General features: G+C 33.5%; 26 protein-coding genes and 1 riboswitch. Of the genes, 17 read left to right on the top strand and 9 right to left on the bottom strand.

The window, feature by feature from the left end:
* Positions 1 to 212 precede the first annotated feature (212 nt).
* The 4 genes from rplM (at position 213) to tsf (ending at position 3,122) form a co-directional block, all read left to right on the top strand.
* Positions 213 to 668 carry a 50S ribosomal protein L13 gene (rplM, locus tag AC8GF4_RS17610; protein ID WP_264565636.1) on the top strand — a complete coding sequence of 152 codons (456 nt, stop codon included), beginning with the start codon at positions 213 to 215 and terminating at the stop codon, positions 666 to 668.
* Positions 668 to 1,054, top strand: coding sequence for a 30S ribosomal protein S9 (gene rpsI / locus AC8GF4_RS17605; RefSeq protein WP_506596596.1), 387 nt, complete (start codon positions 668 to 670; stop codon positions 1,052 to 1,054). The genes rplM and rpsI overlap by 1 nt, the downstream gene beginning before the upstream one ends.
* Before the next feature lie 173 nt (positions 1,055 to 1,227).
* Positions 1,228 to 2,022, top strand: a complete 795-nt coding sequence (gene rpsB / locus AC8GF4_RS17600; RefSeq protein ID WP_506596595.1) for a 30S ribosomal protein S2 — start codon at positions 1,228 to 1,230, stop codon at positions 2,020 to 2,022.
* Between the two features lie 137 nt (positions 2,023 to 2,159).
* Complete coding sequence (gene tsf, locus AC8GF4_RS17595; protein WP_506596593.1) at positions 2,160 to 3,122, top strand: translation elongation factor Ts; 963 nt, start codon at positions 2,160 to 2,162, stop codon at positions 3,120 to 3,122.
* Positions 3,123 to 3,648: 526 nt separating this feature from the next.
* Here tsf and AC8GF4_RS17590 read toward each other — a convergent pair.
* Complete coding sequence (locus AC8GF4_RS17590) at positions 3,649 to 4,887, bottom strand: MFS transporter (protein ID WP_506596591.1); 1,239 nt, start codon at positions 4,885 to 4,887, stop codon at positions 3,649 to 3,651.
* Between the two features lie 236 nt (positions 4,888 to 5,123).
* Between AC8GF4_RS17590 and AC8GF4_RS17585 the strand changes: the two genes are divergently transcribed.
* The 11 genes from AC8GF4_RS17585 (at position 5,124) to AC8GF4_RS17535 (ending at position 15,173) form a co-directional block, all read left to right on the top strand.
* Positions 5,124 to 6,182, top strand: coding sequence for a Ppx/GppA phosphatase family protein (locus AC8GF4_RS17585; RefSeq protein WP_506596589.1), 1,059 nt, complete (start codon positions 5,124 to 5,126; stop codon positions 6,180 to 6,182).
* A 118-nt stretch (positions 6,183 to 6,300) separates the two neighbouring features.
* Positions 6,301 to 6,984: a hypothetical protein gene (locus tag AC8GF4_RS17580; RefSeq protein WP_506596587.1), complete on the top strand. Its 684-nt coding sequence runs from the start codon at positions 6,301 to 6,303 to the stop codon at positions 6,982 to 6,984.
* The gene (locus AC8GF4_RS17575) at positions 6,981 to 7,550 is read left to right on the top strand and encodes a DNA-3-methyladenine glycosylase I (protein WP_506596585.1); all 570 of its coding nucleotides are present in this window, start codon (positions 6,981 to 6,983) and stop codon (positions 7,548 to 7,550) included. Before AC8GF4_RS17580 ends, AC8GF4_RS17575 begins: the two co-directional genes overlap by 4 nt.
* Before the next feature lie 110 nt (positions 7,551 to 7,660).
* Positions 7,661 to 7,756: riboswitch (TPP riboswitch) on the top strand.
* A gap of 65 nt (positions 7,757 to 7,821) precedes the next feature.
* The gene (gene thiS, locus AC8GF4_RS17570; RefSeq protein ID WP_506596583.1) at positions 7,822 to 8,028 is read left to right on the top strand and encodes a sulfur carrier protein ThiS; all 207 of its coding nucleotides are present in this window, start codon (positions 7,822 to 7,824) and stop codon (positions 8,026 to 8,028) included.
* A 262-nt stretch (positions 8,029 to 8,290) separates the two neighbouring features.
* Entirely contained in the window at positions 8,291 to 10,114 is a 1,824-nt protein-coding gene (gene thiC, locus AC8GF4_RS17565) for a phosphomethylpyrimidine synthase ThiC (RefSeq protein ID WP_506596581.1), read from the top strand.
* 130 nt (positions 10,115 to 10,244) lie between these two features.
* Complete coding sequence (locus AC8GF4_RS17560; RefSeq protein ID WP_506596579.1) at positions 10,245 to 10,844, top strand: thiamine phosphate synthase; 600 nt, start codon at positions 10,245 to 10,247, stop codon at positions 10,842 to 10,844.
* The gene (locus AC8GF4_RS17555; protein ID WP_506596577.1) at positions 10,817 to 11,599 is read left to right on the top strand and encodes a hydroxymethylpyrimidine/phosphomethylpyrimidine kinase; all 783 of its coding nucleotides are present in this window, start codon (positions 10,817 to 10,819) and stop codon (positions 11,597 to 11,599) included. Before AC8GF4_RS17560 ends, AC8GF4_RS17555 begins: the two co-directional genes overlap by 28 nt.
* Entirely contained in the window at positions 11,592 to 12,230 is a 639-nt protein-coding gene (locus AC8GF4_RS17550; protein WP_506596575.1) for a thiamine phosphate synthase, read from the top strand. Before AC8GF4_RS17555 ends, AC8GF4_RS17550 begins: the two co-directional genes overlap by 8 nt.
* The gene (locus AC8GF4_RS17545; protein ID WP_506596573.1) at positions 12,211 to 12,987 is read left to right on the top strand and encodes a thiazole synthase; all 777 of its coding nucleotides are present in this window, start codon (positions 12,211 to 12,213) and stop codon (positions 12,985 to 12,987) included. The genes AC8GF4_RS17550 and AC8GF4_RS17545 overlap by 20 nt, the downstream gene beginning before the upstream one ends.
* Positions 12,988 to 13,107: 120 nt before the next feature.
* Positions 13,108 to 14,226 (top strand): 2-iminoacetate synthase ThiH, encoded by a 1,119-nt coding sequence (thiH, locus tag AC8GF4_RS17540; RefSeq protein WP_506596571.1) that lies wholly within the window; start codon positions 13,108 to 13,110, stop codon positions 14,224 to 14,226.
* Positions 14,227 to 14,462: 236 nt separating this feature from the next.
* The gene (locus AC8GF4_RS17535; RefSeq protein WP_506596570.1) at positions 14,463 to 15,173 is read left to right on the top strand and encodes a HesA/MoeB/ThiF family protein; all 711 of its coding nucleotides are present in this window, start codon (positions 14,463 to 14,465) and stop codon (positions 15,171 to 15,173) included.
* A gap of 83 nt (positions 15,174 to 15,256) precedes the next feature.
* On the opposite strand, the gene aat is transcribed toward AC8GF4_RS17535, so the two are convergent.
* The 3 genes from aat to AC8GF4_RS17520 all read right to left on the bottom strand — a co-directional run bounded on the left by aat (position 15,257) and on the right by AC8GF4_RS17520 (position 17,319).
* Positions 15,257 to 15,937 (bottom strand): leucyl/phenylalanyl-tRNA--protein transferase, encoded by a 681-nt coding sequence (gene aat / locus AC8GF4_RS17530; protein ID WP_506596569.1) that lies wholly within the window; start codon positions 15,935 to 15,937, stop codon positions 15,257 to 15,259.
* 98 nt (positions 15,938 to 16,035) lie between these two features.
* Positions 16,036 to 16,410, bottom strand: coding sequence for a DUF3127 domain-containing protein (locus AC8GF4_RS17525; protein ID WP_506596568.1), 375 nt, complete (start codon positions 16,408 to 16,410; stop codon positions 16,036 to 16,038).
* Positions 16,411 to 16,431: 21 nt separating this feature from the next.
* Positions 16,432 to 17,319, bottom strand: a complete 888-nt coding sequence (locus tag AC8GF4_RS17520; RefSeq protein WP_506596566.1) for a flavin reductase family protein — start codon at positions 17,317 to 17,319, stop codon at positions 16,432 to 16,434.
* Positions 17,320 to 17,730: 411 nt separating this feature from the next.
* Between AC8GF4_RS17520 and AC8GF4_RS17515 the strand changes: the two genes are divergently transcribed.
* On the top strand, positions 17,731 to 18,876 hold the full coding sequence (locus AC8GF4_RS17515) for a sensor histidine kinase (RefSeq protein ID WP_506596564.1): 1,146 nt from the start codon (positions 17,731 to 17,733) through the stop codon (positions 18,874 to 18,876).
* A gap of 7 nt (positions 18,877 to 18,883) precedes the next feature.
* Here the strand turns inward: AC8GF4_RS17515 and AC8GF4_RS17510 are convergent, their stop codons facing one another.
* The 3 genes from AC8GF4_RS17510 to greA all read right to left on the bottom strand — a co-directional run bounded on the left by AC8GF4_RS17510 (position 18,884) and on the right by greA (position 21,123).
* Positions 18,884 to 20,044: a transglutaminase domain-containing protein gene (locus AC8GF4_RS17510; protein WP_506596563.1), complete on the bottom strand. Its 1,161-nt coding sequence runs from the start codon at positions 20,042 to 20,044 to the stop codon at positions 18,884 to 18,886.
* Between the two features lie 80 nt (positions 20,045 to 20,124).
* Positions 20,125 to 20,514 (bottom strand): HIT family protein, encoded by a 390-nt coding sequence (locus AC8GF4_RS17505; protein WP_506596560.1) that lies wholly within the window; start codon positions 20,512 to 20,514, stop codon positions 20,125 to 20,127.
* A gap of 132 nt (positions 20,515 to 20,646) precedes the next feature.
* Entirely contained in the window at positions 20,647 to 21,123 is a 477-nt protein-coding gene (gene greA, locus AC8GF4_RS17500) for a transcription elongation factor GreA (RefSeq protein ID WP_506596558.1), read from the bottom strand.
* A 165-nt stretch (positions 21,124 to 21,288) separates the two neighbouring features.
* Here greA and AC8GF4_RS17495 point away from each other — a divergent pair, with 165 nt between their 5' ends.
* Positions 21,289 to 21,705 (top strand): Rieske (2Fe-2S) protein, encoded by a 417-nt coding sequence (locus AC8GF4_RS17495; RefSeq protein ID WP_506596556.1) that lies wholly within the window; start codon positions 21,289 to 21,291, stop codon positions 21,703 to 21,705.
* Between the two features lie 234 nt (positions 21,706 to 21,939).
* Here the strand turns inward: AC8GF4_RS17495 and AC8GF4_RS17490 are convergent, their stop codons facing one another.
* Complete coding sequence (locus AC8GF4_RS17490) at positions 21,940 to 24,147, bottom strand: TonB-dependent receptor (protein ID WP_506596554.1); 2,208 nt, start codon at positions 24,145 to 24,147, stop codon at positions 21,940 to 21,942.
* A 358-nt stretch (positions 24,148 to 24,505) separates the two neighbouring features.
* Positions 24,506 to 24,907, bottom strand: a complete 402-nt coding sequence (arfB, locus tag AC8GF4_RS17485) for an alternative ribosome rescue aminoacyl-tRNA hydrolase ArfB (protein ID WP_506596552.1) — start codon at positions 24,905 to 24,907, stop codon at positions 24,506 to 24,508.

The raw sequence follows: 24,907 nt of genomic DNA, 5'->3' as shown, positions 1-24,907 counted from the left end.
AAAATTGAATAATGAAAAGGTTTTTTTTGTAAAATATCATAACAGAATGAATACCAAAGCACTTGAAAAATTCAAACTTATAAATATACATTTGATAATCAGCCTAAATCAAGAAAAAAAATAATCAAATAAGGTATTTGTAATTAAAATAATTAATTGTACTTTTGCAACCCCTTTATTGGGGATGGAATGTTTAATTAAAATATATTATTGTGAACGCATTAAGCTACAAGACAATTTCAGCAACAAAAGCCAATTCTACAAAAGAATGGATCGTTGTAGATGCTGACGGTCATAACTTAGGTCGTCTTGCTTCAAAAGTCGCTATGATTTTGAGAGGTAAGTACAAGCCAAGTTATACACCACACGTGGACTGTGGAGATAACGTAATTGTTATCAACTCAGAGAAAATCAACCTTACAGGTAACAAAATGGATGAGAAAACATACATCCGTCACACTGGTTACCCTGGAGGACAAAGAACTTTAACTGCTAAAGTATTGCAATCAAAAAACCCTGCATTACTAGTAGAGAAAGCCGTAAAAGGAATGTTACCAAAAAACAAAATTGGTGCTGAACTTTTTAGAAATTTAAATGTAGTTGTAGGATCTGAGCACAAACAAGGCGCTCAAAAACCTAGAACTGTTAACCTAAACGATCTTAAGTAATGGGAGTAATTCACAAAATCGGTAGAAGAAAATGTGCAGTAGCACGTGTTTATGTTTCTGAAGGAACAGGGACTATTACTGTTAACAAAAAACCATTTGCAACTTACTTCCCAACAGCTACTTTACAGTACAAAGTTTTACAACCAATGTCTATGACAGAAAACGTAAACAACTTTGATGTAAAAGTAAATGTTTATGGAGGAGGTTCAACAGGTCAAGCAGAAGCTGTAAGAATGGCTTTGGCTAGAGTAATGTGTGAAGTTGGCGAAGGAAACAGAGCTATCTTGAAACCAGAAGGTTTATTAACTAGAGACCCTAGAATGGTTGAACGTAAAAAATTCGGTCAGAAGAAAGCTCGTAAGAGATTCCAATTCTCTAAACGTTAATATTGCCTGTCTTGTTCAAATTGAACAAGACATCCTAGAATGTATTAAAAAATTTAAAACAATGTTGTTGTTGTCAAGCCGAGGCTTGAAATTAGTTTAGCATCTAAATGTAAGTAGCCGAGTAATCGCCATTCCTACATTGCTAATCAACAGAACGTAAACTAGTACAAAAAATGTCAAACAAAGTAGAAGTAAAAGAATTACTAGAAGCAGGTGTTCATTTTGGACACATGACTAGAAAATGGGATCCAAATATGGCTCCTTACATTTATATGGAGCGTAATGGTATACACATTATCAATCTATATAAAACTGCAGCAAAAATTGAAGAAGCTAATGAAGCTTTGAAAAAAATCGCTGCATCAGGTAGAAAAATATTATTTGTTGCTACCAAAAAACAAGCAAAAGACATCGTTGCTGATAAAGCAAAAGCTGCAAACATGCCTTACATCACTGAAAGATGGCCTGGTGGAATGCTAACTAACTTCGTTACAATTAGAAAGGCAGTTAAAAAAATGTCTACTATTGATAAAATGAAGAAAGACGGTACATTCATGACCCTTTCTAAAAAAGAGCGTTTACAAGTTGATCGTCTTCGTGCTAAACTTGAGAAAAACTTAGGTTCAATCGCAGATATGTCTAGACTACCTGCTGCATTGTTCGTAGTAGATATCAAAGCTGAACACATCGCAATAAAAGAAGCTCAAAAATTAAACATTCCAGTTTTTGCAATGGTTGATACAAATTCTGATCCTCGTGAAGTAGAATATGTAATTCCTGCAAATGATGATGCTTCTAAATCAATTGATAAAATTTTATCTTTAGTTACAGCTGCAATTATCGATGGTCTTGCAAACAGAACATCAGATAAAGAATCTGACACACCAGAAGCTCCTGCTGTTGAAGCTGCTCCTACTGTAGAAGCAACTCCTGCTGTTGAAGCAGAAGCTCCTGCAACTGAAGAATAAATCAACTTTTAAAATTCCAAATTTTAAATTCCAAATTCCATAAAAAATTAGATACCAAAAGTTGATAATTTATTAAAATTGGAATTAGGATTTAGAGCTTGGGATTTTTTACTTTTATAACATTAAACAAATATATTATGGCAACAATTACTGCTGCAGACGTAAATAAATTAAGACAAACTACAGGTGCCGGAATGATGGACTGTAAAAAAGCTTTAGTTGAAGCTGAAGGAGATTTCGATAAAGCTATACAAAACCTTAGAGAAAAAGGGCAAAAAGTTGCTGACAACCGTTCTGACCGTGAGTCTAGCGAAGGAGCTGCTGTTTCTTTTATCAATGCAGACAAAACTAAAGGAGCTATTATTACTTTAAACTGTGAAACAGATTTCGTAGGTAAAAATGATTCTTTCGTAACTTTGGCTAAAGAATTAGTTGAAAAAGCGATCAACTTCGCTTCTAAAGAAGAATTTTTAGCTTCAGATTTCAATGGAATTACTGTTGCTGAAAAACTAATCGAGCAAACTGGTGTTATTGGTGAAAAAATCGAAATCGGTGGTTTTGAAATCGTAGAAGGTGCTTTCGTTGGATCTTACGTACATGTTAACAAAATTGCCGCATTAACAGCAATTTCTGCTGCAGTTCCTAACGCTGACGTGTTAACTAAAGACATTTCAATGCAAGTTGCTTCTATGGGAGCTGACACATTATCTTACAAAGATTTTGATCCAGCTTTCGTTGCTTCTGAACTTGATGCTCGTATTGCTATAATCGAAAAAGAAAATGAAGAAGCAAAACGTTTAGGGAAAACTTTAAAAAATGTTCCTAAATACATTTCTTTCTCACAATTAACTGAAGAAGTTTTAAAACAAGCTGAAGAAGATGCTAAAGCTGAATTAAAAGCTGAAGGCAAACCAGAACAAATTTGGGATAAAATTGTTCCAGGAAAAGTACAGCGTTTTATTTCTGACAATACTACTTTAGATCAAGAAAAAGCTTTATTAGATCAAAACTTCATCAAAGATGACAGTAAAAAAGTTAGCGATTATGTAAAAGGATTCAACGTTGAAATCACAGATTTCAAAAGAGTTACTTTAGGATAATCTAAATTTCATCCCGATACTATCGAGATAAAATATTAAATTTGTCAATATATAAAATCCCATCTTGTTGTAAAAACTTGATGGGATTTTTATTACAATAAACTTCCCTAATTAATCATTACAATACAAGAAATATTTCCAACACTATTTAATACCAGATTCCACATTAGAAATCTACTGCATTTGAATTCTTCTTCAAAACCAAAAACGAACTCTATTTTTAAATTCTAAATACAAAAGCATTACATATTCAATAATAGCCGATATACTCTTGCTTTTATTGAGTAACTCAATTTCATGACAAGTCTAATGCAGAATTTGGGTTAAAAATCAAAAATAGAACCCATTAAACTTAAAATACTTAGCAATAGGATTACCTTAAAAAACGCATTTGAAATGTTTTACAAAACAAAAACACACACTAAATTAGGTTAAAACTTGAATACAAGGAATGAAAAAACAATAAAATAAAAAAGAGGATTGTCAATAGAAAATCCTCTTTTTTATACATTGAAACTAAATAAAATTAATCATCCAAAAATATAGCATCAATTTTTCTATCGTTATTTAGATCTTCTTTTTCAACCATTTTAAATAGCTTAAAAACAAGTAAAGAACCAATTAAACCTAATGCAGCCATAAACATCCAATTGCATTTGTACCCTTCATTTTGAATGATCTCCATTCCGCTTTTTGCACCTAAGATATGTGCCAAACTATAACTCATAGTAAAAGCAGCCATATACTTCCCTTCTTGATACTCATAAGACCTGTTCATTGCAAAAGAATTGGCAAAAGGAAAAGTTAACATGACACCAAAAGTCATTAAAATCATCATAGGAATCAACATTTCTTGCCAAGGAAACAATAATAGCAAGAAACTTGTTGACATAAGCAACAATCCTATAGATATTACTTTATGATTGTCAATGTTATTTTTTATTACATAGTTTACAATAGGAAGTTCAAATAGCAAAATAAGCAAACCATTAAGACTTAAAAGCAAGCCGCTATCAAATTCAGACATATTAAATTGCTCCTTATGATATAATGGAAGCGTAGTGAATATTTGGAAAAATAATACTCCAGTTATCATACAAATTAGCAAATGAAGCATAAATGGATGATCCTTTCTAATTGAAATCTTTTTAAAATCCATATCGTGTTTTTTCAATTTGAAAGTTATTTTCCTTTCTTTTACAAAAACAACAAAAACTATTATAGCCAAAATACAAGTAGCACCATCTACGTAAAAGATATAACTATAACCCAATTGCATAATAATCAACCCTCCCAAGACTGGACCAAAAAGGAATCCTAAATTCACAGCTGCACGAGTTAAAGCAAAAGCACGAGCTCTATTTTCTTTTTTAGTAAATGTTTTAAGACAAACAAGCATAGCAGGTCGAAACATATCTGCAACACTAGTTAATATTAGTATTCCAATACATAATTCCTGGAAAGTTGAAGCATATTGAAGAAATATAAATACGACACCACTGCTAAATAAACTAAATACCATCACCTTATAGAATCCAATTTTATCAGATAATTTACCGCTTAGCCATGTACCGATTATGGAACCAACACCAAAGAAAACCATTACCCAACCAATTTGACTGTAAGTAAATTCTAAATTTTCTTTCATGTATTTTGAAAGAAAAGGGATTACCATGGTCCCTGCTCTATTTATAAAAGTAATTAAGGTTAATATCCAAATTTCTTTAGAAAAACCTTTAAAATTGTTTAGGTATTTTTTTATCATAATTCAATTTTTTTGGGGCAAAAAATTTTTTTTCTATATTGGCAAAAATAGAATAATTTTTCAATCAACCAACAATCAAATAGTTAAAAAAGCAAACAATTTAGAAACAATTTAATAACTTTACTAAAGAAGTTTTGATCAGCAAAAAAACTTATTCAAAAAAAACCACAAAAAAAAGGAATATATATATTTTTAATATAGATTTGCAATAGTGAATAACCCCAAAGACTAAAAATATGAAAGAAAAAATCTACTTATCGATAATCTGCCTAATCCTTTCCTATTCGATACAGGCTCAACTATATGGCGGAATAGAAATTGGAAGTAAAGGTATAAAAATGACAGTTCTAGAAGTCGAAAGCATTAAAAGAAATACTTATGATGTTAAAGAGTTTTGGACAGAAAATGTTGCAATTGCTGCAGGTATCGCACAAGACGGGACATTATTTAAAGAAGATATTGACAGGGCAGGAACTGTAGTTTACAACAACTACAAAAAAATGCTTGGAGAATTTAAAATAGAAGACAAAAATATATTCATAGTTGGTTCCTCAGGAGTTGGTTTGGCAACAAATACAGCTGACTTAGTATCGAAAATAAAAGAACTAACTAATAAAAAAATAGAAATCATATCTTCTTCATTGGAAGCAAAATTACTTTTAAGAGGCTGTATACCGCCAAAAAACTATTTGAATTCTGTAATTATCGACATTGGAGGTGGAAACACAAAAGGAGGATATGCAAAAGAAATTAATGGCTCATCCGTATTTTTTCCGATTTCTTGTGATCTAGGAACAGTTACATTAACTGAACTTATTAATAAAAAATGCAAACAAAAAACAATCTTTGAGTTCAACGAAGTATTGTTTAATTATTTGCCTACAATGAGAGAAATATACAAAAACATGTATACCAGTAGACCGGAGTCTCAAGACAAAAACAATGTTTATATCTCTGGAGGTGCTTCATGGGCTTTTTACACACTCTCTACAGGATTAAAAGCGGAAGAAAATTTCACGCAAGTAAAGTATGACGATATAATATCTATCAGAACAATTGCTGAAAACAATTTTCAAAAATTTGAATCGCTTGCACAAAACAATCCTGAAATGAAAAAAGTATTAAATACGTACCAACGAAAATACTTAATTGCGGCTTTTAATCTTTTGGAAACTTCTTTAGAAGCTGTGCCAAACATTCAAAACAAAAAAATATTCTTTGCAAAACAAGGGCAAATTGCTTGGTTAGTAAGTTATGTATTTGACAATGCAAAAGGAGTAAAACAAATATTTTAATACCAATAGGTTTCATATCTTTAAATCCCATTCTATACAGTTTGGGATTTTTTTATATTAAAATATTATATTTTTTCGAAAAAAAAAAAACAACTCCAAACTCTATTATATTCTAATTATGACTAGATATAAAATAATATTAACTTACCTACTTATTACTACAGTTTTCAGTTGTGGAAAGAACGAACAAGTTGAAAAAGCAGATGAAGAAATCAAAGCTTCTGAGACTTCAAAGGAAGTCAAAGAGAAAACAGTTACTATAAACCCTGAAATTGATTTAAATACAAAAGCAACAATAGCAACAGGTGAAAATAAAGTTAATCCATCTAAAATTCGAGTAAACAATGGTAAAAAGTATGATGAATTAGCAACAGAAATTACTACCGAAACAACAATAATAAAAGAAGTAACTACAACGAATTCGGTTGAAAAAATCATTAATTCACCATTACACAACTTATTAAATACTGGACAAATTGGAAAATCTTACACAAAAAATGAACTAATAAAAGACTATAAATTTCCGAAAGAAGCAGTTGATCTCATTAAACAAGTTACGTATGTTGGCAAAAATCAATTGTACTTCAAATGGGGATCCACTTGGTTTGTAGAAAAAATATCTGATGCAAAATTCCAAAATGGAACGATGACTTTTGAATTCAAAGAAAATAAAACATACGTATCTGGCGGCGCAATAGGTATAAAATATAATAGGAAACTTTACACCGATTTAATTCTTAACAATGGAACCGCCTACATACCAACAGTAAAAGGGTATCATTGGGAAATTGGCAAAAAATGAAAAAAGAAATAAAAAGATGCGGTTGGTGCAATTCGAGCGAATTGTATCAAAAATACCACGATGAAGAATGGGGTGTGCCTGTTTATGATGACGAAATCCTTTTTGAGTTTCTAATTTTGGAAACTTTTCAAGCAGGCTTAAGTTGGATAACGATACTCAACAAAAGAGAAAACTTTAGAGCAGCTTTTGACACATTTGACTACACCAAAATAGCCCTTTATTCAGAGGATAAAATTCAAGATTTATTGCAAGATTCAGGCATTATACGCAATCAATTAAAAGTCCGTTCGGCTGTTTCAAATGCACAAGCCTTTATGAAAGTTCAAGATGAATTTGGCACTTTCTCAAAATACATTTGGGATTTTGTTGGTGGTAAACCCATTGTAAACAATAGAAAATCCCTTAGCGAAGTTCAAGCTACAACTCCCCTTTCCGATGCTATAAGTAAGGATTTAAAAAAACGTGGATTTAAATTTGTAGGATCAACTGTAGTTTACGCACACATGCAAGCTACTGGAATGGTCGACGACCACGTAACTGATTGCTGGAAAAAAAACAATTTGTAATCAGCAATCAATCTCCGTTTTCTTTCTTAAAAAATATCACAAAAACATTCCTTATTCAAAAAGTTTAAACAGTAAACTTTTAATACATTGAATTATTTTACTTACATTTGTTTCAACTTTAGGGGTGTCTGCAATCGTAGGCTGAGATTTTACCCTCTGAACCTGATCTAGTTCATACTAGCGTAGGGAAAAGTAAGATGACTTCAATGTACCATTGCGTGTACCTCTGTAGCCATTCCTAAAGTATAACTTATACTAAATTCTAAAAGGAATGGAACTAAAAATCAACAATCAAACCAAACAATTTCCACTTGACAGCCTGACTGTACAAGCACTTCTTGACTTGGAAATTCCCGAAAAACAAAACGGAATTGCCATCGCCATCAACAATACGGTAATTCCAAAATTCAATTGGAACTCCCATCCTATCAAAGAAACCGACGATATTTTAATCATTTCAGCAACTCAAGGAGGTTAATTATACTGCTCGAGCGGGCTATCCATTTCAAGTCCGCAGTCAAAACCTAAAAAAACAAAGTCATAGAAAGAGCTTCCTTTGGTCGCTTTTCTATTCCTTATTTCTTAACGGTTTCGTCTTTACGGGCTTTTCATTTCTATCCCTAGCAGAAAAGAAACAATTTCAATGGCAATGGCAATAGCAATTTCAACAAAAAATTTGCTCCATCCATATCCAATTAACTACAAACAAAATCATTCGAAAAAATCTTAAGAAAAAAAAAATGACAAACGAAGAAAAAATTTCAAGAACCCCGTTTCCTAATTCAAAAAAAGTATATATCGACGGAGAAATCCATCCGATAAAAGTAGCCATGAGAGAAATCTCCTTGGCCGACACAAAAATGTCAAACGGAAGAATCGAAAAAAATCCATCCGTAACTGTTTACGATACATCAGGTCCTTTTACCGATCCCAACATCGAAATCGAAATTCGAAAAGGATTGCCCCGCATACGCGAACAATGGATACTAGACCGCAATGACGTAGAAGAATTAACCGAAGTAACATCAGATTATGGCAAAGAGCGTTTGAACAATGAAAAACTAGATCATTTGCGTTTTGAATATCTACACAAACCCATGCGTGCAAAAAATGGCGCTAATGTATCTCAATTGTACTACGCCAAACAAGGTATTATCACTCCCGAAATGGAATACATTGCCATTCGTGAAAACCAACGTATCGAACAATTGAACGAGCAATCCAAAACGATGCAATGCCAACATAAGGGAAATAGTTTTGGAGCTAATACACCAAAATCTAAAATAACTCCTGAATTTGTCCGTAGCGAAGTAGCGAGAGGTCGGGCTATTATACCGAATAACATCAACCATCCCGAAAGTGAACCGATGATTGTAGGCCGTAATTTCTTGGTGAAAATAAATGCTAATATTGGGAATAGTGCTGTAACTTCAAGTATTGAAGAAGAAGTAGAAAAAGCAGTTTGGGCTTGCCGTTGGGGAGCAGATACCATTATGGATTTGTCTACCGGAAAAAACATTCACGAAACCAGAGAATGGATTATCCGTAATTCTCCTGTTCCAATTGGAACAGTTCCTATTTATCAAGCCTTAGAAAAAGTAAACGGGATTGCCGAAAATTTAACTTGGGAAATCTTTCGTGACACCTTAATCGAACAAGCAGAACAAGGTGTTTCTTATTTTACTATTCATGCAGGAGTTTTGTTGCGTTACATTCACTTAACCGCCGAACGAGTAACAGGCATTGTTTCTCGTGGTGGCTCAATTATGGCAAAATGGTGCTTGTTTCATCATAAAGAAAACTTCTTATATACACATTTCGAAGACATTTGTGAAATTATGAAACAATACGATGTTGCTTTCTCTTTGGGAGATGGTTTACGTCCTGGGTCAATTGCAGATGCTAATGATGCCGCACAATTTGCAGAATTGGAAACACTTGGTGAACTTACAAAAGTAGCTTGGAAACACGACGTACAAGTATTCATCGAAGGCCCAGGCCATGTACCAATGCACATGATTAAAGAAAATATGGAAAAACAATTGGAACATTGTGACGAAGCTCCTTTTTATACTTTAGGACCACTAACAACTGATATTGCCCCAGGTTACGACCATATCACTTCTGCCATTGGAGCTGCAATGATTGGCTGGTACGGATGCGCGATGTTGTGTTATGTAACGCCAAAAGAACACCTTGGTTTACCGAACAAAAAAGATGTAAAAGATGGCGTTATAACTTATAAAATAGCTGCACATGCTGCTGATTTAGCAAAAGGTCATCCTGGTTCACAATATCGTGATAATGCCCTGAGCAAAGCCCGTTTTGAATTTCGTTGGGAAGACCAATTCAATTTATCATTAGATCCTGACACTGCTAGAGAATTCCATGATGAAACCTTACCAGCAGACGGCGCAAAAGTGGCACATTTTTGTTCGATGTGCGGACCTAAATTCTGTTCGATGAAAATATCACAAGAAATCCGAGATGTAGCCGAAGCAGAAAAAGGGATGGCAGCAAAATCAGAGGAGTTTATTGAGCAAGGAAAAGAGATATATGTATAAGAATTAAAACATGAGTATTAAGATTTTTAGAGTGGCGGATAAAAACAGCACAGAAAGACCAGAGACTTTCCATCTTAATACTTAATACTTCTGTCTTAATACCTAATACTTCCATCTTAATACTTTTTAAATGATAGTAATCACAAGTCCAATTCCTATAAATAATGAAATTAGCACAATTCATTCTCTTTTTGAGAATGGATTAGAGTTGCTTCATATTCGTAAACCCGATTTTTCTGAAGCAGAAATAAAATTTTTTCTATCCAAAATAAAATTAAATTACAGGCAACGATTGGTTTTGCATAGTCATCATCAAATGGCTTTAGAATTTGGAATTAATCGCATTCATTTTACAGAAAAAACAAGAGCTGAAACATCCGAAGAAAATTTAAAAGACTGGAAAGTTAAAGAATTCAAACTCTCTACCTCCATTCATCAAATTATGGATTTTGAAAAATTACCAAATGTTTTTGATTACGCTTTTTTCGGGCCTGTATTTGAAAGCATATCAAAGCAAAATTACTTTTCGAATCTTGACTTTAAAAAAGAATTACAACAAAGAAAGAACAACAAAACTTCATTAGTAGCGCTCGGAGGAATTACTCCCGACAATATCAAAACCGCATTGGAATATGGCTTTGATGATGTGGCTCTATTAGGCAATATCTGGAACAACAATAATCCAATTGAAAACTTTAAACTATGTCAGAAAATCGTCCTTTCGTATTAACAATTGCAGGCTTTGATCCTTCTGCAGGTGCGGGAATTTTGGCAGATGTAAAAACATTCGAACAGCATCGGGTGTATGGTTTTGCTATAAATACTGCCAATACCATTCAAACCGAAAACGAGTTTACTAACATACATTGGACAGATTTAAATTTTGTATTGAAATCATTGGAAAAACTATTCGATAATTACACTATCAAAGTAATTAAAATAGGAATTGTACCTTCTTTAGAATATTTGAAACAAATTGTTTTAACTATAAAAAGACTTTCGCCCAAAACAAAAATAGTATGGGATACCATTTTAAAATCCACTACAGAATTCAATTTTTTAGCCATTAAGAGTCATAAAGACCTGATAGAAATTCTGAATAGAATTGATTTAATTACTCCAAATTTTAACGAAATTAAAATCCTCTTTCCAGACTTTACTCCACTCTCATGCTTCATTAATTTATTGTCATTTCTGCGGGGAGAATTACACGAAGAAATAAAATGTTCAGTTTTACTAAAAGGAGGACATAACCCTAATGAAATGGGAGTTGATTATCTCTATACCGAAAATGAAGTGCATCAGCTTTTGCCAAAAACAGGAGAATGTTATGAAAAGCATGGTTCCGGCTGTGTGTTATCCGCAGCAATTACATCCAATCTTGCTTTGGGACAAAACCTAATAATAGCTTGTGAACAGGCAAAAACATATACTGAAAACTATTTGCAATCTAATCCAACTAAACTAGGATTCCATCATGTATAATAAACTACAATACATCTCCCAAGGAGAAAGCGTCGAAGAGCAATTGTTCAACATTCATCAAGCCTTAGACAATGGTTGCGATTGGATACAAATGCGATTCAAAAACCAAAAACCAAAAAAAATATTTGCTTTGGCAGAAGCCGTAAAATTTTTATGCGAAGAATACTTAGCTAATTTCATCATCAACGACGACGTTCATTTAGCAAATCAATTCAATGCAGACGGTGTTCATCTTGGACTTTCGGATATGGGAGTTTCTGAAGCTAGATCTATATTAGGTAAAACCAAAATTATCGGAGCAACTGCCAACACTTTTGAGGATATTGTTCGCCAAGTGAATAATGGCTGTGATTATATTGGATTAGGGCCTTTTCAATTCACAAAAACCAAAAAAAAACTAAGCCCTATACTGGGAATAGAAGGATTTAAATTTATTATAAAAAAAATGGAACAATCCAAAATTGAAATACCCATTTATGCCATTGGAGGAATTACATTGGAAAATGTAGATACGCTCATTCAAACTGGTATTCATGGTATTGCAGTTTCGGGAATCATCACCCAAAGCGAGCATAAAAATATACTCATCACACAACTTAACGAAAAATTATATGGCAATGTCATTGTTTAAAATAGGAGACAAAACGCTAGAATCCAGACTTTTTTTAGGAACTGGAAAATTTGGTTCGAATGTAGAAATGGAAGAAGCGATACTAGCCTCCGAAAGCGAACTGGTAACGGTAGCCCTCAAAAGAATAGATCTCGAAACTAATACTGACGTAATTTTAAATCACTTAAAACATCCAAGAATCAATTTACTTCCCAATACTTCGGGAGCACGAAATGCCAAAGAAGCCATTTTTGCGGCACAACTGGCCAGAGAAGCATTAGAAACCAATTGGTTAAAACTCGAAATCCATCCAGACCCAAAATACTTAATGCCTGATCCGATAGAAACCCTAAAAGCTACAGAAGAATTGGCTAAACTGGGATTTATTGTATTGCCCTACATTCATGCTGATCCTGTTTTGTGCAAACATTTGGAAAATGCGGGAACAGCTGCTGTAATGCCATTAGGCTCCCCAATTGGAAGTAACAAAGGATTAAAAACAATTGATTTTTTGGAAATAATTATCGAACAAAGTTTGGTTCCGGTTATTATTGATGCAGGAATTGGAGCACCATCTGATGCTGCCAAAGCTATGGAAATGGGTGCCGATGCCATTCTGGTAAACACAGCAATTGCAATAGCCGGAAATCCAAAACTAATGGCAGAAGCTTTTAGGGAAGCTGTAATCGCAGGACGAAAAGCTTTTGAAGCAAAACTGGGACAACAATACAAGCACGCAGTGACTTCGAGTCCTTTGACTGCTTTTTTAAATGTATAATTGTCAAAAAATTAACCGCAAGGAACGTAAAGATTTACGCGAAGTCCACAAAGCTTTACGGACTTAACTTAAGATTCAAAATATAAAACTTTGCGCTCCTTGCGGTAAAAAACAAACATTATGAGAACATTCAAATCGATTTTTAAAAGTTATGATTGGGATACCATTCAAACCAAAATTTACCAAACAACCGCCAAGCAAGTAGAGCAGACATTAGCAAAAAACAAAAGAAATCTTGATGATTTTATCGCTTTGATTTCACCCGCAGCAACAACTTATTTGGAGCAAATGGCACAAGAATGCCATGAGTTGACCAAAAAACGTTTTGGAAAAACCATCCAAATGTACGCTCCGTTGTATTTGAGTAATGAGTGCCAAAACATTTGTACGTATTGCGGATTTAGTCTGGACAACAAAATCAAACGCAAAACTTTATCGGATGCTGAAATAAAACTAGAAGTTGAAGCCTTGAAAAAATCGGGTTTTGACCATGTTTTATTGGTTACGGGAGAAGCCAATTATACTGTAAACATTAATTATTTTCTAAATGCAATCGAACAAATAAAAAAAGACTTTTCTACAATTTCTGTTGAAGTACAACCCCTTTCAATTGATGAGTATGAAAAGTTACATGAGGCAGGAGTATATTCGGTATTGGTGTATCAAGAAACCTACCATCAGGAAGTATATAAAAAGTATCATACCAAAGGTAAAAAATCCAATTTTGATTTTCGGTTGGAAACACCCGACAGAATTGGGAAAGCTGGAATTCACAAGATTGGACTGGGTGTATTATTAGGTTTGGAAGATTGGCGAACGGATAGTTTTTTTAATGCCTTACATTTGGACTATTTACAAAAAACATATTGGCAGACCAAATATTCGGTTTCATTCCCAAGATTACGCCCTGCAGAAGGAATTATTGAACCCAACTTTATTATGGATGACAAAGATTTAACGCAATTAATTTGTGCGTATCGATTGTGGAATGAAGATTTGGAGATTTCAATATCAACTAGAGAAAATGAAAAATTTAGAAACAACATCATTCCCATTGGAGTTACCAGTATGAGTGCGGGCTCCAAAACCAATCCAGGTGGTTACGTTGTCGATCCACAATCACTAGAACAATTTGAGATTAGTGACGAGCGTTCTGCTAAAGAAATTGCCAAAATAATTAGCGATAAAGGATACGAAGCTGTTTGGAAAGACAATCCATATCTAGTTACTACATCCTAACCACATCAGTGTCATTTAGCTAATGTTTTCTCGCAAGGATTTTATCAAATTTATCTCTCGCAAAGGCGCTAAGTCGCAAAGAAAACGGCTCCATACTTTGCGACTTAGCGCCTTTGCGAGAAAAGAAAGCTTAACCTTAATGACGTTGTCCAGTCCTCTCTCTTCGTTCTTGTAGCAGTGAACCGGAAAGGTAAAAGAGAGGAACCTAAAACCTAAAATCAACAATCTAAAAACCTATGAGTGTAATTCAAGAATACTTAAGATACAACCGCCAAACGATGCTGCCTGAAATAGGCGATGAAGGGCAAGAAAAATTGAAAAAAGCCAAAGTATTAGTCATTGGAGCTGGTGGTCTTGGCTGTCCAATATTACAGTATATTGCTACAGCAGGAGTAGGGACCATAGGCATAGTCGATTTTGATAAAATTGAAATTCACAACTTACACCGTCAAATTTTATATACTGAGAACCAAGTAGGCAAAAGTAAAGCAGCTTCTGCAAAAACAACTTTGGAAGCTTTGAATCCTTTGAATACTGTTGTCGCATTCGAAGAAAAATTAACCTCTGAAAATGCTATTCAAATTATGCATGATTTTGATTTTATTGTCGATGGATCAGATAATTTTGAAACTCGTTATTTGGTCAATGACACTTGTGTTGCGTTAGGAAAAACATTAGTTTATGGAAGCATTTTAAAATTTGAGGGACAACTGGCTATTTTCAATCGTAATGGAAGCAAAAACCTTCGGGATTTATTTCCAGAACCACCAGATTCGAAAGATGTACCCAATTGTAATTTGAATGGCGTCTTGGGAACATTACCAGGAATCATCGGCACTATGATGGCACATGAGACCTTGAAATTAATAATGAATTTACCAACACTAGAAAATGAATTGGTATTGTTTTCTACTTTGAGTTGGAGTTTTACGAAGTTGACATTTTAAGGCTATGTTCTAAAATAAATCGCATTAAATTTTAACCATATAAGGAATATAATTCCATTTAAGCCAGGATGCAAAAACAATAACTAATATGTTCTTCTATTTTTCAAGGCAGACCTTTTCACAACTATATTTTTTTTTAAAATCGCCATAAAATCCTCTCTTTCAATTTCCCTACAGCCTAAACTTTCGAGATGTTCATTATAAACTTGACAATCCAACAAACGATAATTGTCGTTTTTGAGTTGGTTTGCCAAAGCGATAAACGCCACTTTGGAAGCATTGGAAACCAAGGAAAACATACTTTCTCCACAGAAAACATGTATCAAATCAATGCCATACAATCCGCCAACTAATTCATCGTTTTGCCAAACCTCAACCGATTTTACTATTCCAAGTTCATGAAGTTTGCAATAGGCATTAATCATTTCATTGGTAATCCAAGTTCCTGTTTGATCCTCTCGTTTTACTTTCTGGCAATTGGATATTACATCTCTAAAATTTTGATTGAAAGTAACTGTGAAAATATTTCTGTTCAGAATGTTTCGCATACTTTTGGAAACAATCAATTCATCTAGGCACAATACCATTCTTGGATTAGGTGACCACCAAATAATGGGTTCTCCTTCATTAAACCAAGGGAAAATTCCGCTTTTGTAAGCGAGTTGTAAACGCTCGGGAGACAAATCACCTCCAATAGCAAGAATCCCATCGCCATTGGCGTGAGAGACTGGAGGAAAAAATAAGTCTTTGGTTAAGTAATACATTTTCAAATTCAAAAATCAATGACAATTTCAAAAATAAAAAAAGTCAGAAATTCAAGTAAACTCAAACTTCTGACTTCTAACTTCTGATTTCTTTATTCTTAGAATGGCAAATCGTCTGCTTCTTCTTCATTTAAATTAGTGGCTGGTGCAAAAGCAGCAGCTGCAGGCATTGGAGGTGCTTGTTGAGTAGGTGCATCTGAAGCTACTCTTTCAATTCTCCACCCTTTAATACTATTAAAATATTTAGTTTCACCTTGTGGGTTAACCCATTCTCTTCCTCCTAAATTGATAGATACTTTTACGTTTTCACCAACATTATAATTATTCAATAAATCACTTTTGTCTTGAGTAAATTCAATCATTATAGACTGAGGATATTGTTCATCTGTAGTAACAACTAATTCTCTCTTTTTGAATGAAGCGCTAATTTGTTGTTCTGCACTAATCACTTTAATTTTTCCTGTAACTTCCATCTTCGTTATTATTTATAATTGTTATTTTGAACTTATTTTTTTTGCTAAAAGCACTTTCCAAGACGAAAGTACATCATTATTTAAAAGGTATCTTTTGGCCTCCAAGTGCTGTTTTTCTTGATCATCTGAGCTCAAAACCGCCTTTACAGCAAAATTTTGGTCTACAAATATACTAACTTCTTCTTTAGTAGGCAAGGCTTCAATATTACCTAGTAGCCCTAAATCATTTCCATCAAAAACAGGACTATTTTTAACAAAATCTGGTATAGCATCTACTCCAATTCCAAGAGTCGTGAGAGGTTTTGGAACTTCAAACAAACCTTGATTTGATCTTGAATACCAATTTGATCCCAATCTTGAAATTAAATCAATTTTGTGTTGGTCTATAGCTCCATTTTCATCCAAAACTGTTTCGCTTATATGAATACGCAGCACTTCGCAAAGGATTAAATTACCTGCCCCACCCTCTGTTCCCAAGGGAATTATTTGAGTCACTTTGCACTCAAATTGAACAGGAGATTCCTTAACTCTAAAAGGTCTTACGACTTCGGAAGGTATTGCTGTAAATCCCGATTTCAAAAACTCATCAACTCCTTCGGCATATTCTGTGCTTGCCAAGGAAGTCTGTTGAACCATGTCGAAGTTTACAACATTTATCACTACTTCACCAGTAGCTTCGGCATTGATCAAAGTATGTTTAATTGTATTGTCCCGAACCCGCCTAGCTGGCGAAAAAATAAGCACAGGTGGATTGGCGCTAAACACATTAAAAAAACTAAAAGGAGACAGATTTGGCCTTCCTTTTTCATCCACAGTACTAGCAAAAGCTATCGGTCTAGGACCAACAGAACTTTGCAAATACCCTTGAAGTTTTACAGTATCTATACTTTTTGGATCAATAGTAATCATATTGTTTTTTATTTGGACAAAAATAGTAAAATAGGAGTAAGTTAACCCGTTGGGTGAAATTATTTTTCACCACATAGAAACATAGAATTTATAGTTTTTAAAAGAAAAAAATAGACGTTTTACTATTCACATAGCTATTCTATGTGTGAAATAGTACTATTTCTATTTATTCTTTTGCCTATTTAGCATTAATCTATGATTCTATGTGGTTAAATTTTTATTTTATTTGAATTTCACCCAACGGGTTAAGTTAATCATTTAATACAAAATTAAATTAGGAGAACATTTGTTTCAGAACTTGCAAAAAAGATTCCAACTACAACAAAAGTACTTTACAAAAAAAAACGAAAATTGGCTCAACACAATCAAACTTCCAATATTTCGTTATATTTATAGCTCTAATCCGATTTTATGAATTTTTCTCAAAGCAGTAATCCTATTCGTTGGATAATTATATTTATTTCCTTTTTAATTATCTCCATTATTCTTTGGAATACTTATACTTTTTTTCAAATATTCAAAAACGAAGAACGATTGAAAATGGAGCTTTGGGCAACTGCAGAAAAAACGCTAATCAATGCTGGCGAAAATACTGAAGTCGACTTGCCACTTCAAATTTTCAACAACAACACTACTATTCCTGTTGTTTTAATTGAAAATGACAGCATCATAAGTACCGTAAATATTGACGAGAACATCATAAAAAACAAAAAAGCAACTACCGAATATTTAATTGAATTAAAGAGCGAAAATAAACCTATAAAAATAATTTACGCCCCTGGTAAATTTCAAGAATTATATTATGGTGATTCGTCATTAATTGACAAACTCAAATATTATCCGATTGCTTTATCATTGATTATTGTACTTTTTGCCATATTAATTTATAATTTTTACCGGAGTAACAAAATGGCGACCCAAAACAAACTTTGGGCTGGAATGGCGAAAGAAACAGCACACCAAATTGGCACTCCGCTTTCTTCCTTGATTGGTTGGTTAGAAATATTGAAACTAGACAACGTTGATGAATCCACAACAATAGAAATCGAGAAAGACATTGAACGTTTGCAAACTATTACCGATCGGTTTTCAAAAATTGGATCAGAACCAAAATTAGAAAATCGCGATATTATTGAAGAAACCAAACTGTCCTATGATTATTTGATTTCTCGTTTTTCAAACCAAATAGAATTTACTTTTAAAGCACCTCAAAAAACACTAAATGTGTCACTTAATCCATCATTGCATAGTTGGAGTATCGAAAACTTAATGAAAAATGCTATTGATGCAATGAAAGGACGTGGAAAATTAGATCTAAAAATAGAAGAGGAAGGTAATTTTATAAAAATTAACGTAACCGATTCTGGAAGTGGTATTCCTAAAAAAGATTTTCATCGCATTTTTGAAACAGGATACACTACTAAAAAAAGAGGCTGGGGTCTGGGACTTTCCTTAACCAAACGAATTGTAGAAGAATACCATAAAGGAAGCATCAAAGTACTGCATTCTGAAATTGGCAAAGGAACTACGATGCAGTTATCTTTTAAGAAATCATAAAAAACTTTTATCTGATAGGAACTCCAAAAAAAGTAACAGTAGAGAACATTGCTTTTCTGCCCGATTTACTTTTACTTATATAGTCATTTACAAATTTTTCGTGTATTTCAATTTGTTTCAGAATATCTATAATTGAGTTTTTTAAAGATTTCACACTTGCCCTATTATTGTCATTATACTTTCCAATTGTATAAATTCTATTTTGGCAATCTATAATTTTTTGTTTGGGTGTTTCTATCATAGACTTAATAGTATCGTCTGTTAATGTTGGCTTGAACTTATTATTACGATAATAAATAAAATCATTATAAAGAGATATGGCTTGATTATAATCATCCGAAATTGCTTGATATCTATCCATCGCTTCATTGTTCTGAAGGGATTCTACTTCGTTTTTCTTTAAGATTGACATTTCCTGAATCAATTGGTTAATGACTCCATTTTTATTGATTCTATCTAAAGATGTTTTTGCTTTGTCCAAATCAGACAAGCGATTGTATTCTTCAATATGTATCGCATAATCAAATTTGGTTTTTGTTTTTGCAAGTTGAGCTTTACCTTCAACAAACTCTTGATTGGTTACTGGGTAATTCAAAAACTGCCATAAATAATCAAATGGCATATGTGTTGCTATAAATTGACTTGGAGCTACTTTATAATGAACATTATTCATTTTTTTGACAAATTTCTTTTTATCAACATAACCAGAGCCCCAAGTAGGATCAAAAAGCCACCAGGTTTTGTCAATTTCAACAGCGCACCAGGCATGCGAAAGAACGTTTACTTTGCCAAATTGCTTGGTATATCCTACGATAATATAAGATTTCAAGCCCGATTTTTTTACAATATCGTTAAACACTTCGGCATAATGAATACAAACTCCTTTTTTACTAAGTACTGTGTTTTTAATTTTGTCTTGAGCGATTTCATTAAAATCAATTGACTCCAGATTTTCAATATCGTATCTTATGTTTGATGCCGTCCAATAAAAAGACGCTCTTACTTTATCATTTTCTGATTTAAAATTGGATTTGATGTATTCGGCAATTCCAGAAGTCGAGCTACTTAAATCGTTTGGAATTTTATCCATTTTAGTATCTACCAAAGAATAAATTTCTTTAGTTTGACCAAAACTTAAGACTGAAAACAATAGAAAAAACAACTTCATAACAATTAATTTAAAGACATAAAAAAACACGAACCTTTTAAATTAATCTTTAAAAAATCCGTGTTCATTATTTTATATTTCTACAAATTACTTTGTATACTTTTGGCCAAAATTTCAAATTCTTCTTTTGACATACTTACTTTGTGTTTGAATGTCATTTCTCCCATTTCATTCAAAGGAATCAGGTGAACGTGTGCGTGAGGTACTTCAAGACCTATCACTGCCATTCCGATTCTTTTGCAGGGAACGGTTTTTTCCAGAGCAATAGCCACTCTCTTGGAGAAAGCCATCAAACCTAGATACAAATCATCTTCGATATCAAAAATTTTGTCAATTTCTTGCTTCGGAATACAAAGCGTATGCCCTTTTGCATTTGGATTTACATCTAAAAAAGCCAAAAAATTGTCATCCTCTGCTACTTTGTAACAAGGAATTTCTCCGTCAATTATTTTTTTAAAAATAGAACCCATTTTAAAGTTAGAGATTAGAGGTTAGAAAAAAGAAAATAGAGTATAGAAAAAAGATTAAAGACAAAAAAATTAAAATTTAGAACTTAAAAGCTTTCCTCTAATCACTAAAAACTGAACACTGAACACTAAATATTATTCTCTTGAAATCTCCAAAATCTCAAACTTCAAGATACCGTTAGGCACTGTGATTTCGGCAACTTCGCCTACTTTTTTACCCAATAATCCTTTTCCAATTGGTGATGTAACTGATATTTTACCCGTTTTCAAATCGGCTTCACTTTCGGCAACAAGAGTATATTTCATCTCCATACCGTTTGATTGGTTTTTGATTTTTACAATTGATAGCACCAACACTTTTGAAAGATCCAAATGTGTTTCGTCAATTAATCTTGCGTTTGAGTGTACTTCTTCCAACTTGGCAATTCGCATCTCCAACATTCCTTGTGCTTCTTTGGCCGCATCATATTCTGCATTTTCAGACAAATCTCCTTTATCTCTTGCCTCAGCTATATCTGCAGATGCCTTTGGGCGCATCACGCTTTTTAAATAATCCAATTCGTCTCTTAACTTTTTTAATCCTTCCGCTGTGTAATAAGATATTGCGCTCATAATTTCATCATTTATATAAATAGAAAAAATCCCATCAGGACGGGATTTCTTTCCACAAAGATAGTATATTTTTGTTTTAGTCTACAATTATATGTTAATCATAACAATTTCAAAGTTAAATAATTTAAATTTGTTTCACTAATAGAATAGACTTAATTTTTAGCCATGAAAAAATACCTATTTTTAGCTATTGCTGCCCTATTTTTCTTGGGATGTAGCAATAGCGAAAACTCAAACAAAAACCCTTACTTGCCCAACTACAGTTTTTCTGTTGACATCAACTTAAACCTACCTACTTATTCTACTTTAAAATACGTAAGCAATTCTGTCTATTATCCTAATGCAGGAGTAAGAGGTTTAATAATTTTCAACACAAATGGAAATAGTTATAATGCTTTTGATGCCGCATGTCCCAATCAAGACCTAAACGATTGTTCTACAATGACTATCAAAGGAGTCAATGCCCTTTGCGCATGCGACAAAAAAGAATACAACTTATTTACTGGTCAAGGCGGGATGCCTTACCCTTTGAAACAATATCGAGTGGAAGTAAGAGGAGACGTTATTCGAATTTACAATTAAAAGTTTCCTATTCAGTTGAATTAAGTTGATTAGGGCGTGCCACCAAAAAGTAAATTGGCCCAATCCAGACACCGCTTATTCGGCCACTTCACTTTATGCTGTCAGGCTATCCATGCTACTTCGGTAGCTAATTCCTATCCTTCACGCTTGACCTACAACATCAACATAAACTAGAAAATCCTGAAAGTTCATAAAACTCTCAGGATTTTTTTTTATAAAATGAATCAAAATAACCTAAAACTTCAAACTCAATCCTACCAAGAAATTAATTCCAGCTTGGGGGTAATAGCCCGCCCCTTCAATTGTTGTTACCGCTGGTGGATTGCTGTAGTCATCATCATACGTATAAAAATAGCCATTACTTTCATACTTTAAATTAAAAATATTATTCACCAAAGCCGAAACCAAAATTGATTTGAAAATAGTTTTTGGTTTGAACTCATACGAGATATTCAAATCATTCACAAAATAACTTTCTAATTTTGATCCATCTGAATCAATATTGGCCATATATTGTTGGCCAACAAATTTAGAATACAATGCTATTTGAAATTCTTTAACAGGTGTAAATCCCAATCGATTTCCGGCAACTACGTCTGGTGAATACGCAATATTCGTATCTCCTAAATTTTGCAAAACTCCATCTCTTTTAAAATAGAAATCTTTGTTCTTATTCTGACTCAACGTTACATTAGGTTGCAAAACCCATTTTTCCGAAAGCTGGAAAGTAGCATCCAGCTCCACTCCGACTCTATAACTATCTCCGCTATTGGAACGTATTGGCGCACCCACATCATTCAGCTCTCCTGTCAAAATCAATTGGTCTTGGTATTTCATATAATATGCATTGGCATTCAACTTAATTTTATCCGAAAGATAACGCCATCCCAATTCAAAATCATTTAGTTTTTCGGGTTTTGGACTTCCATTTTCGTAATCGGTTCTGTTGGGTTCTCTATTGGCTCTTGCATAAGAAAAGTACAAACTGTTGATTTCATCAACCGTAAACGTTACACCCGCTTTTGGATTAAAAAAGTTAAAGTTGTCATTTATTAAACCAGTTTCAGAAGAATTGGCTTTATAGTTAACGTTTCGTAATTGCAAATCCCCAAACAAACTCCATTTCTCGGTAACCTGATAATTGGCTTTTGCAAAAACATTTCCATCTGTTTTGGTTGCAAAATCATCATAATAATGATCTCCTAACTCCGTTTGCGAAGCAAATCTTGACCAAATCACTTTCCCAAAATGGTCGCCTTCATATTTGTTCCAACCACCACCTAAAATAATATCCCACTTGTCTTCTTTATAATTAGCAGAGAAAGTAGTTCCGTAAAAATCATTATCCAACCATTTTTGACGTATTAAATCTGTAGTATTTACACTTGGCGCAGCAACAATAGGCGCTAAACCATAATCAGTAAAATCTTGATCCTCTTTATATTCTTCATAATATCCTTTTCCTTTGGTATAATGAAAAGCAAGGTTTGTACTCCAATTTTCGGAAATTCTTTCATTCCAATGCAATTGGTAATGATCCTGTTGGTAATTATCGGTTTGATTGTCATAATAACGAGTATTTCCAAACTCATCCGTAAATTTACCAGCTATATTGTACGTTCTATCCTCTTCTAATGTTTTTGCATCGACACCAAACCAGGATTGATATGTTTTTTCGGTTCCGCCAAAAGTCAGTGCTTTGATTAAGGTTGTTTTCCCCACATAAGTCCCTTGCAGAAAATACGATTTCAAATCAGAACTCGCACGATCTACATATCCATCCGATTGTAATGCAGACAAACGGCCTGCAATTTCAAAATGATCATTCATCAATCCTGTGCTGAATTTTACAGTATTTTTTAATGTATTAAAACTTCCAGCAGAACTGGAAATTTCACCCGAAGCTTTGTCTGAATACGAATCGGTTAACATATTCAAACTCGCACCAAAAGCCGCAGCGCCATTGGTTGATGTTCCCACACCGCGCTGTAATTGCAAACTTTCTACAGACGAAGCGAAATCGGGCATATTTACCCAATACGTCCCTTGGCTTTCGGAATCATTATACGGAATTCCGTTTATAGTTACGTTTACACGAGTAGCATCGCTTCCACGTACCCGAATACCTGTATACCCTAGACCGTTTCCAGCATCAGAAGTTGTTACCACAGAAGGCAAATAATTCATCAAAATTGGAATATCCTGACCTAGATTTCGTGTTTTAATGTCTTTTTTGTTCAAATTACTGAACGTTACAGGTGTTTTTGTAGTGACACGTATGGCCGAAACCAATACTTCATCCAGTTGATTGACTTTTGTAGTATCTTTTACTTGTGAGAAAGACAAAAAAGAAAATAGAGAAAAGAAAATAGAGAAAAGAAAACGATTGGAGAATTGAATCGTTTTCACATAGGCAGCCTTAAGGCAAAATAAATTTTTCATCCGTAAAAAGATTACGAATAAAAGGGGGAATTATTCTTTTTGTTTTAAATTAATAAATGATTGTTCTACGACAATAGATAGTGTGCACGCTATTTTTTTGTCGTTTTTTCCCTTGGCAGCATTACCCGCCCAGGTTCTTTGGGTATGATCTCAGCTCGTTATTTGGAGCACCCCTTTGAGACGGGGCAAAGGTAGCTAAAAAGTATTAAGATGGGAGTATTAAGTATTAAGATTTTTTTAAGACTAATAATGCGTATTGTGTAGCTTATTTAGCAAAATTAAAAAACAGTTGATTCTTACCATTTTAAGCTCACGACTTAATACTTATTACTCCCGTCTTAATACTTACATCTTAATTCTAAAAATCTGGTTTTCTTCGATTACGTTTCACCTCCGAAATATTTTTTTTATCCTTTATTCTTTTTCGAATCACCGATTTTGGAATTTTTGTTGGCTTACGTTCCTTAGGAACGAACAATCCTTTTTTTAGTATATCCAAAAACCGTTTGGTGACAATTTCTTTGTTTTTAAGCTGGCTTCTATCTTCATCGCAATTCAAGATTAAGACTAAATCTGTGGTTAATCTGTTTTGTAAATTGGTTTTTAACAACTGTTTTTCTTCATCGGAAAAACCCTGAGAATTAGACAAATCAAAAGCCAGTACTACCTTAGACGAAACCTTATTCACGTTTTGCCCGCCAGCACCACTACTTCTTACCGCTTTGTATTTTACCTCTGAAAGAATTGTATGAATATCCAT

This window comes from Flavobacterium rarum (SeqCode), from assembly GCF_965234445.1.
Taxonomy (GTDB): Bacteria; Bacteroidota; Bacteroidia; order Flavobacteriales; family Flavobacteriaceae; genus Flavobacterium; species Flavobacterium rarum.
Note: the sequence above shows the minus strand (reverse complement) of the source record. Positions and strands in the feature narration are given on the sequence as shown.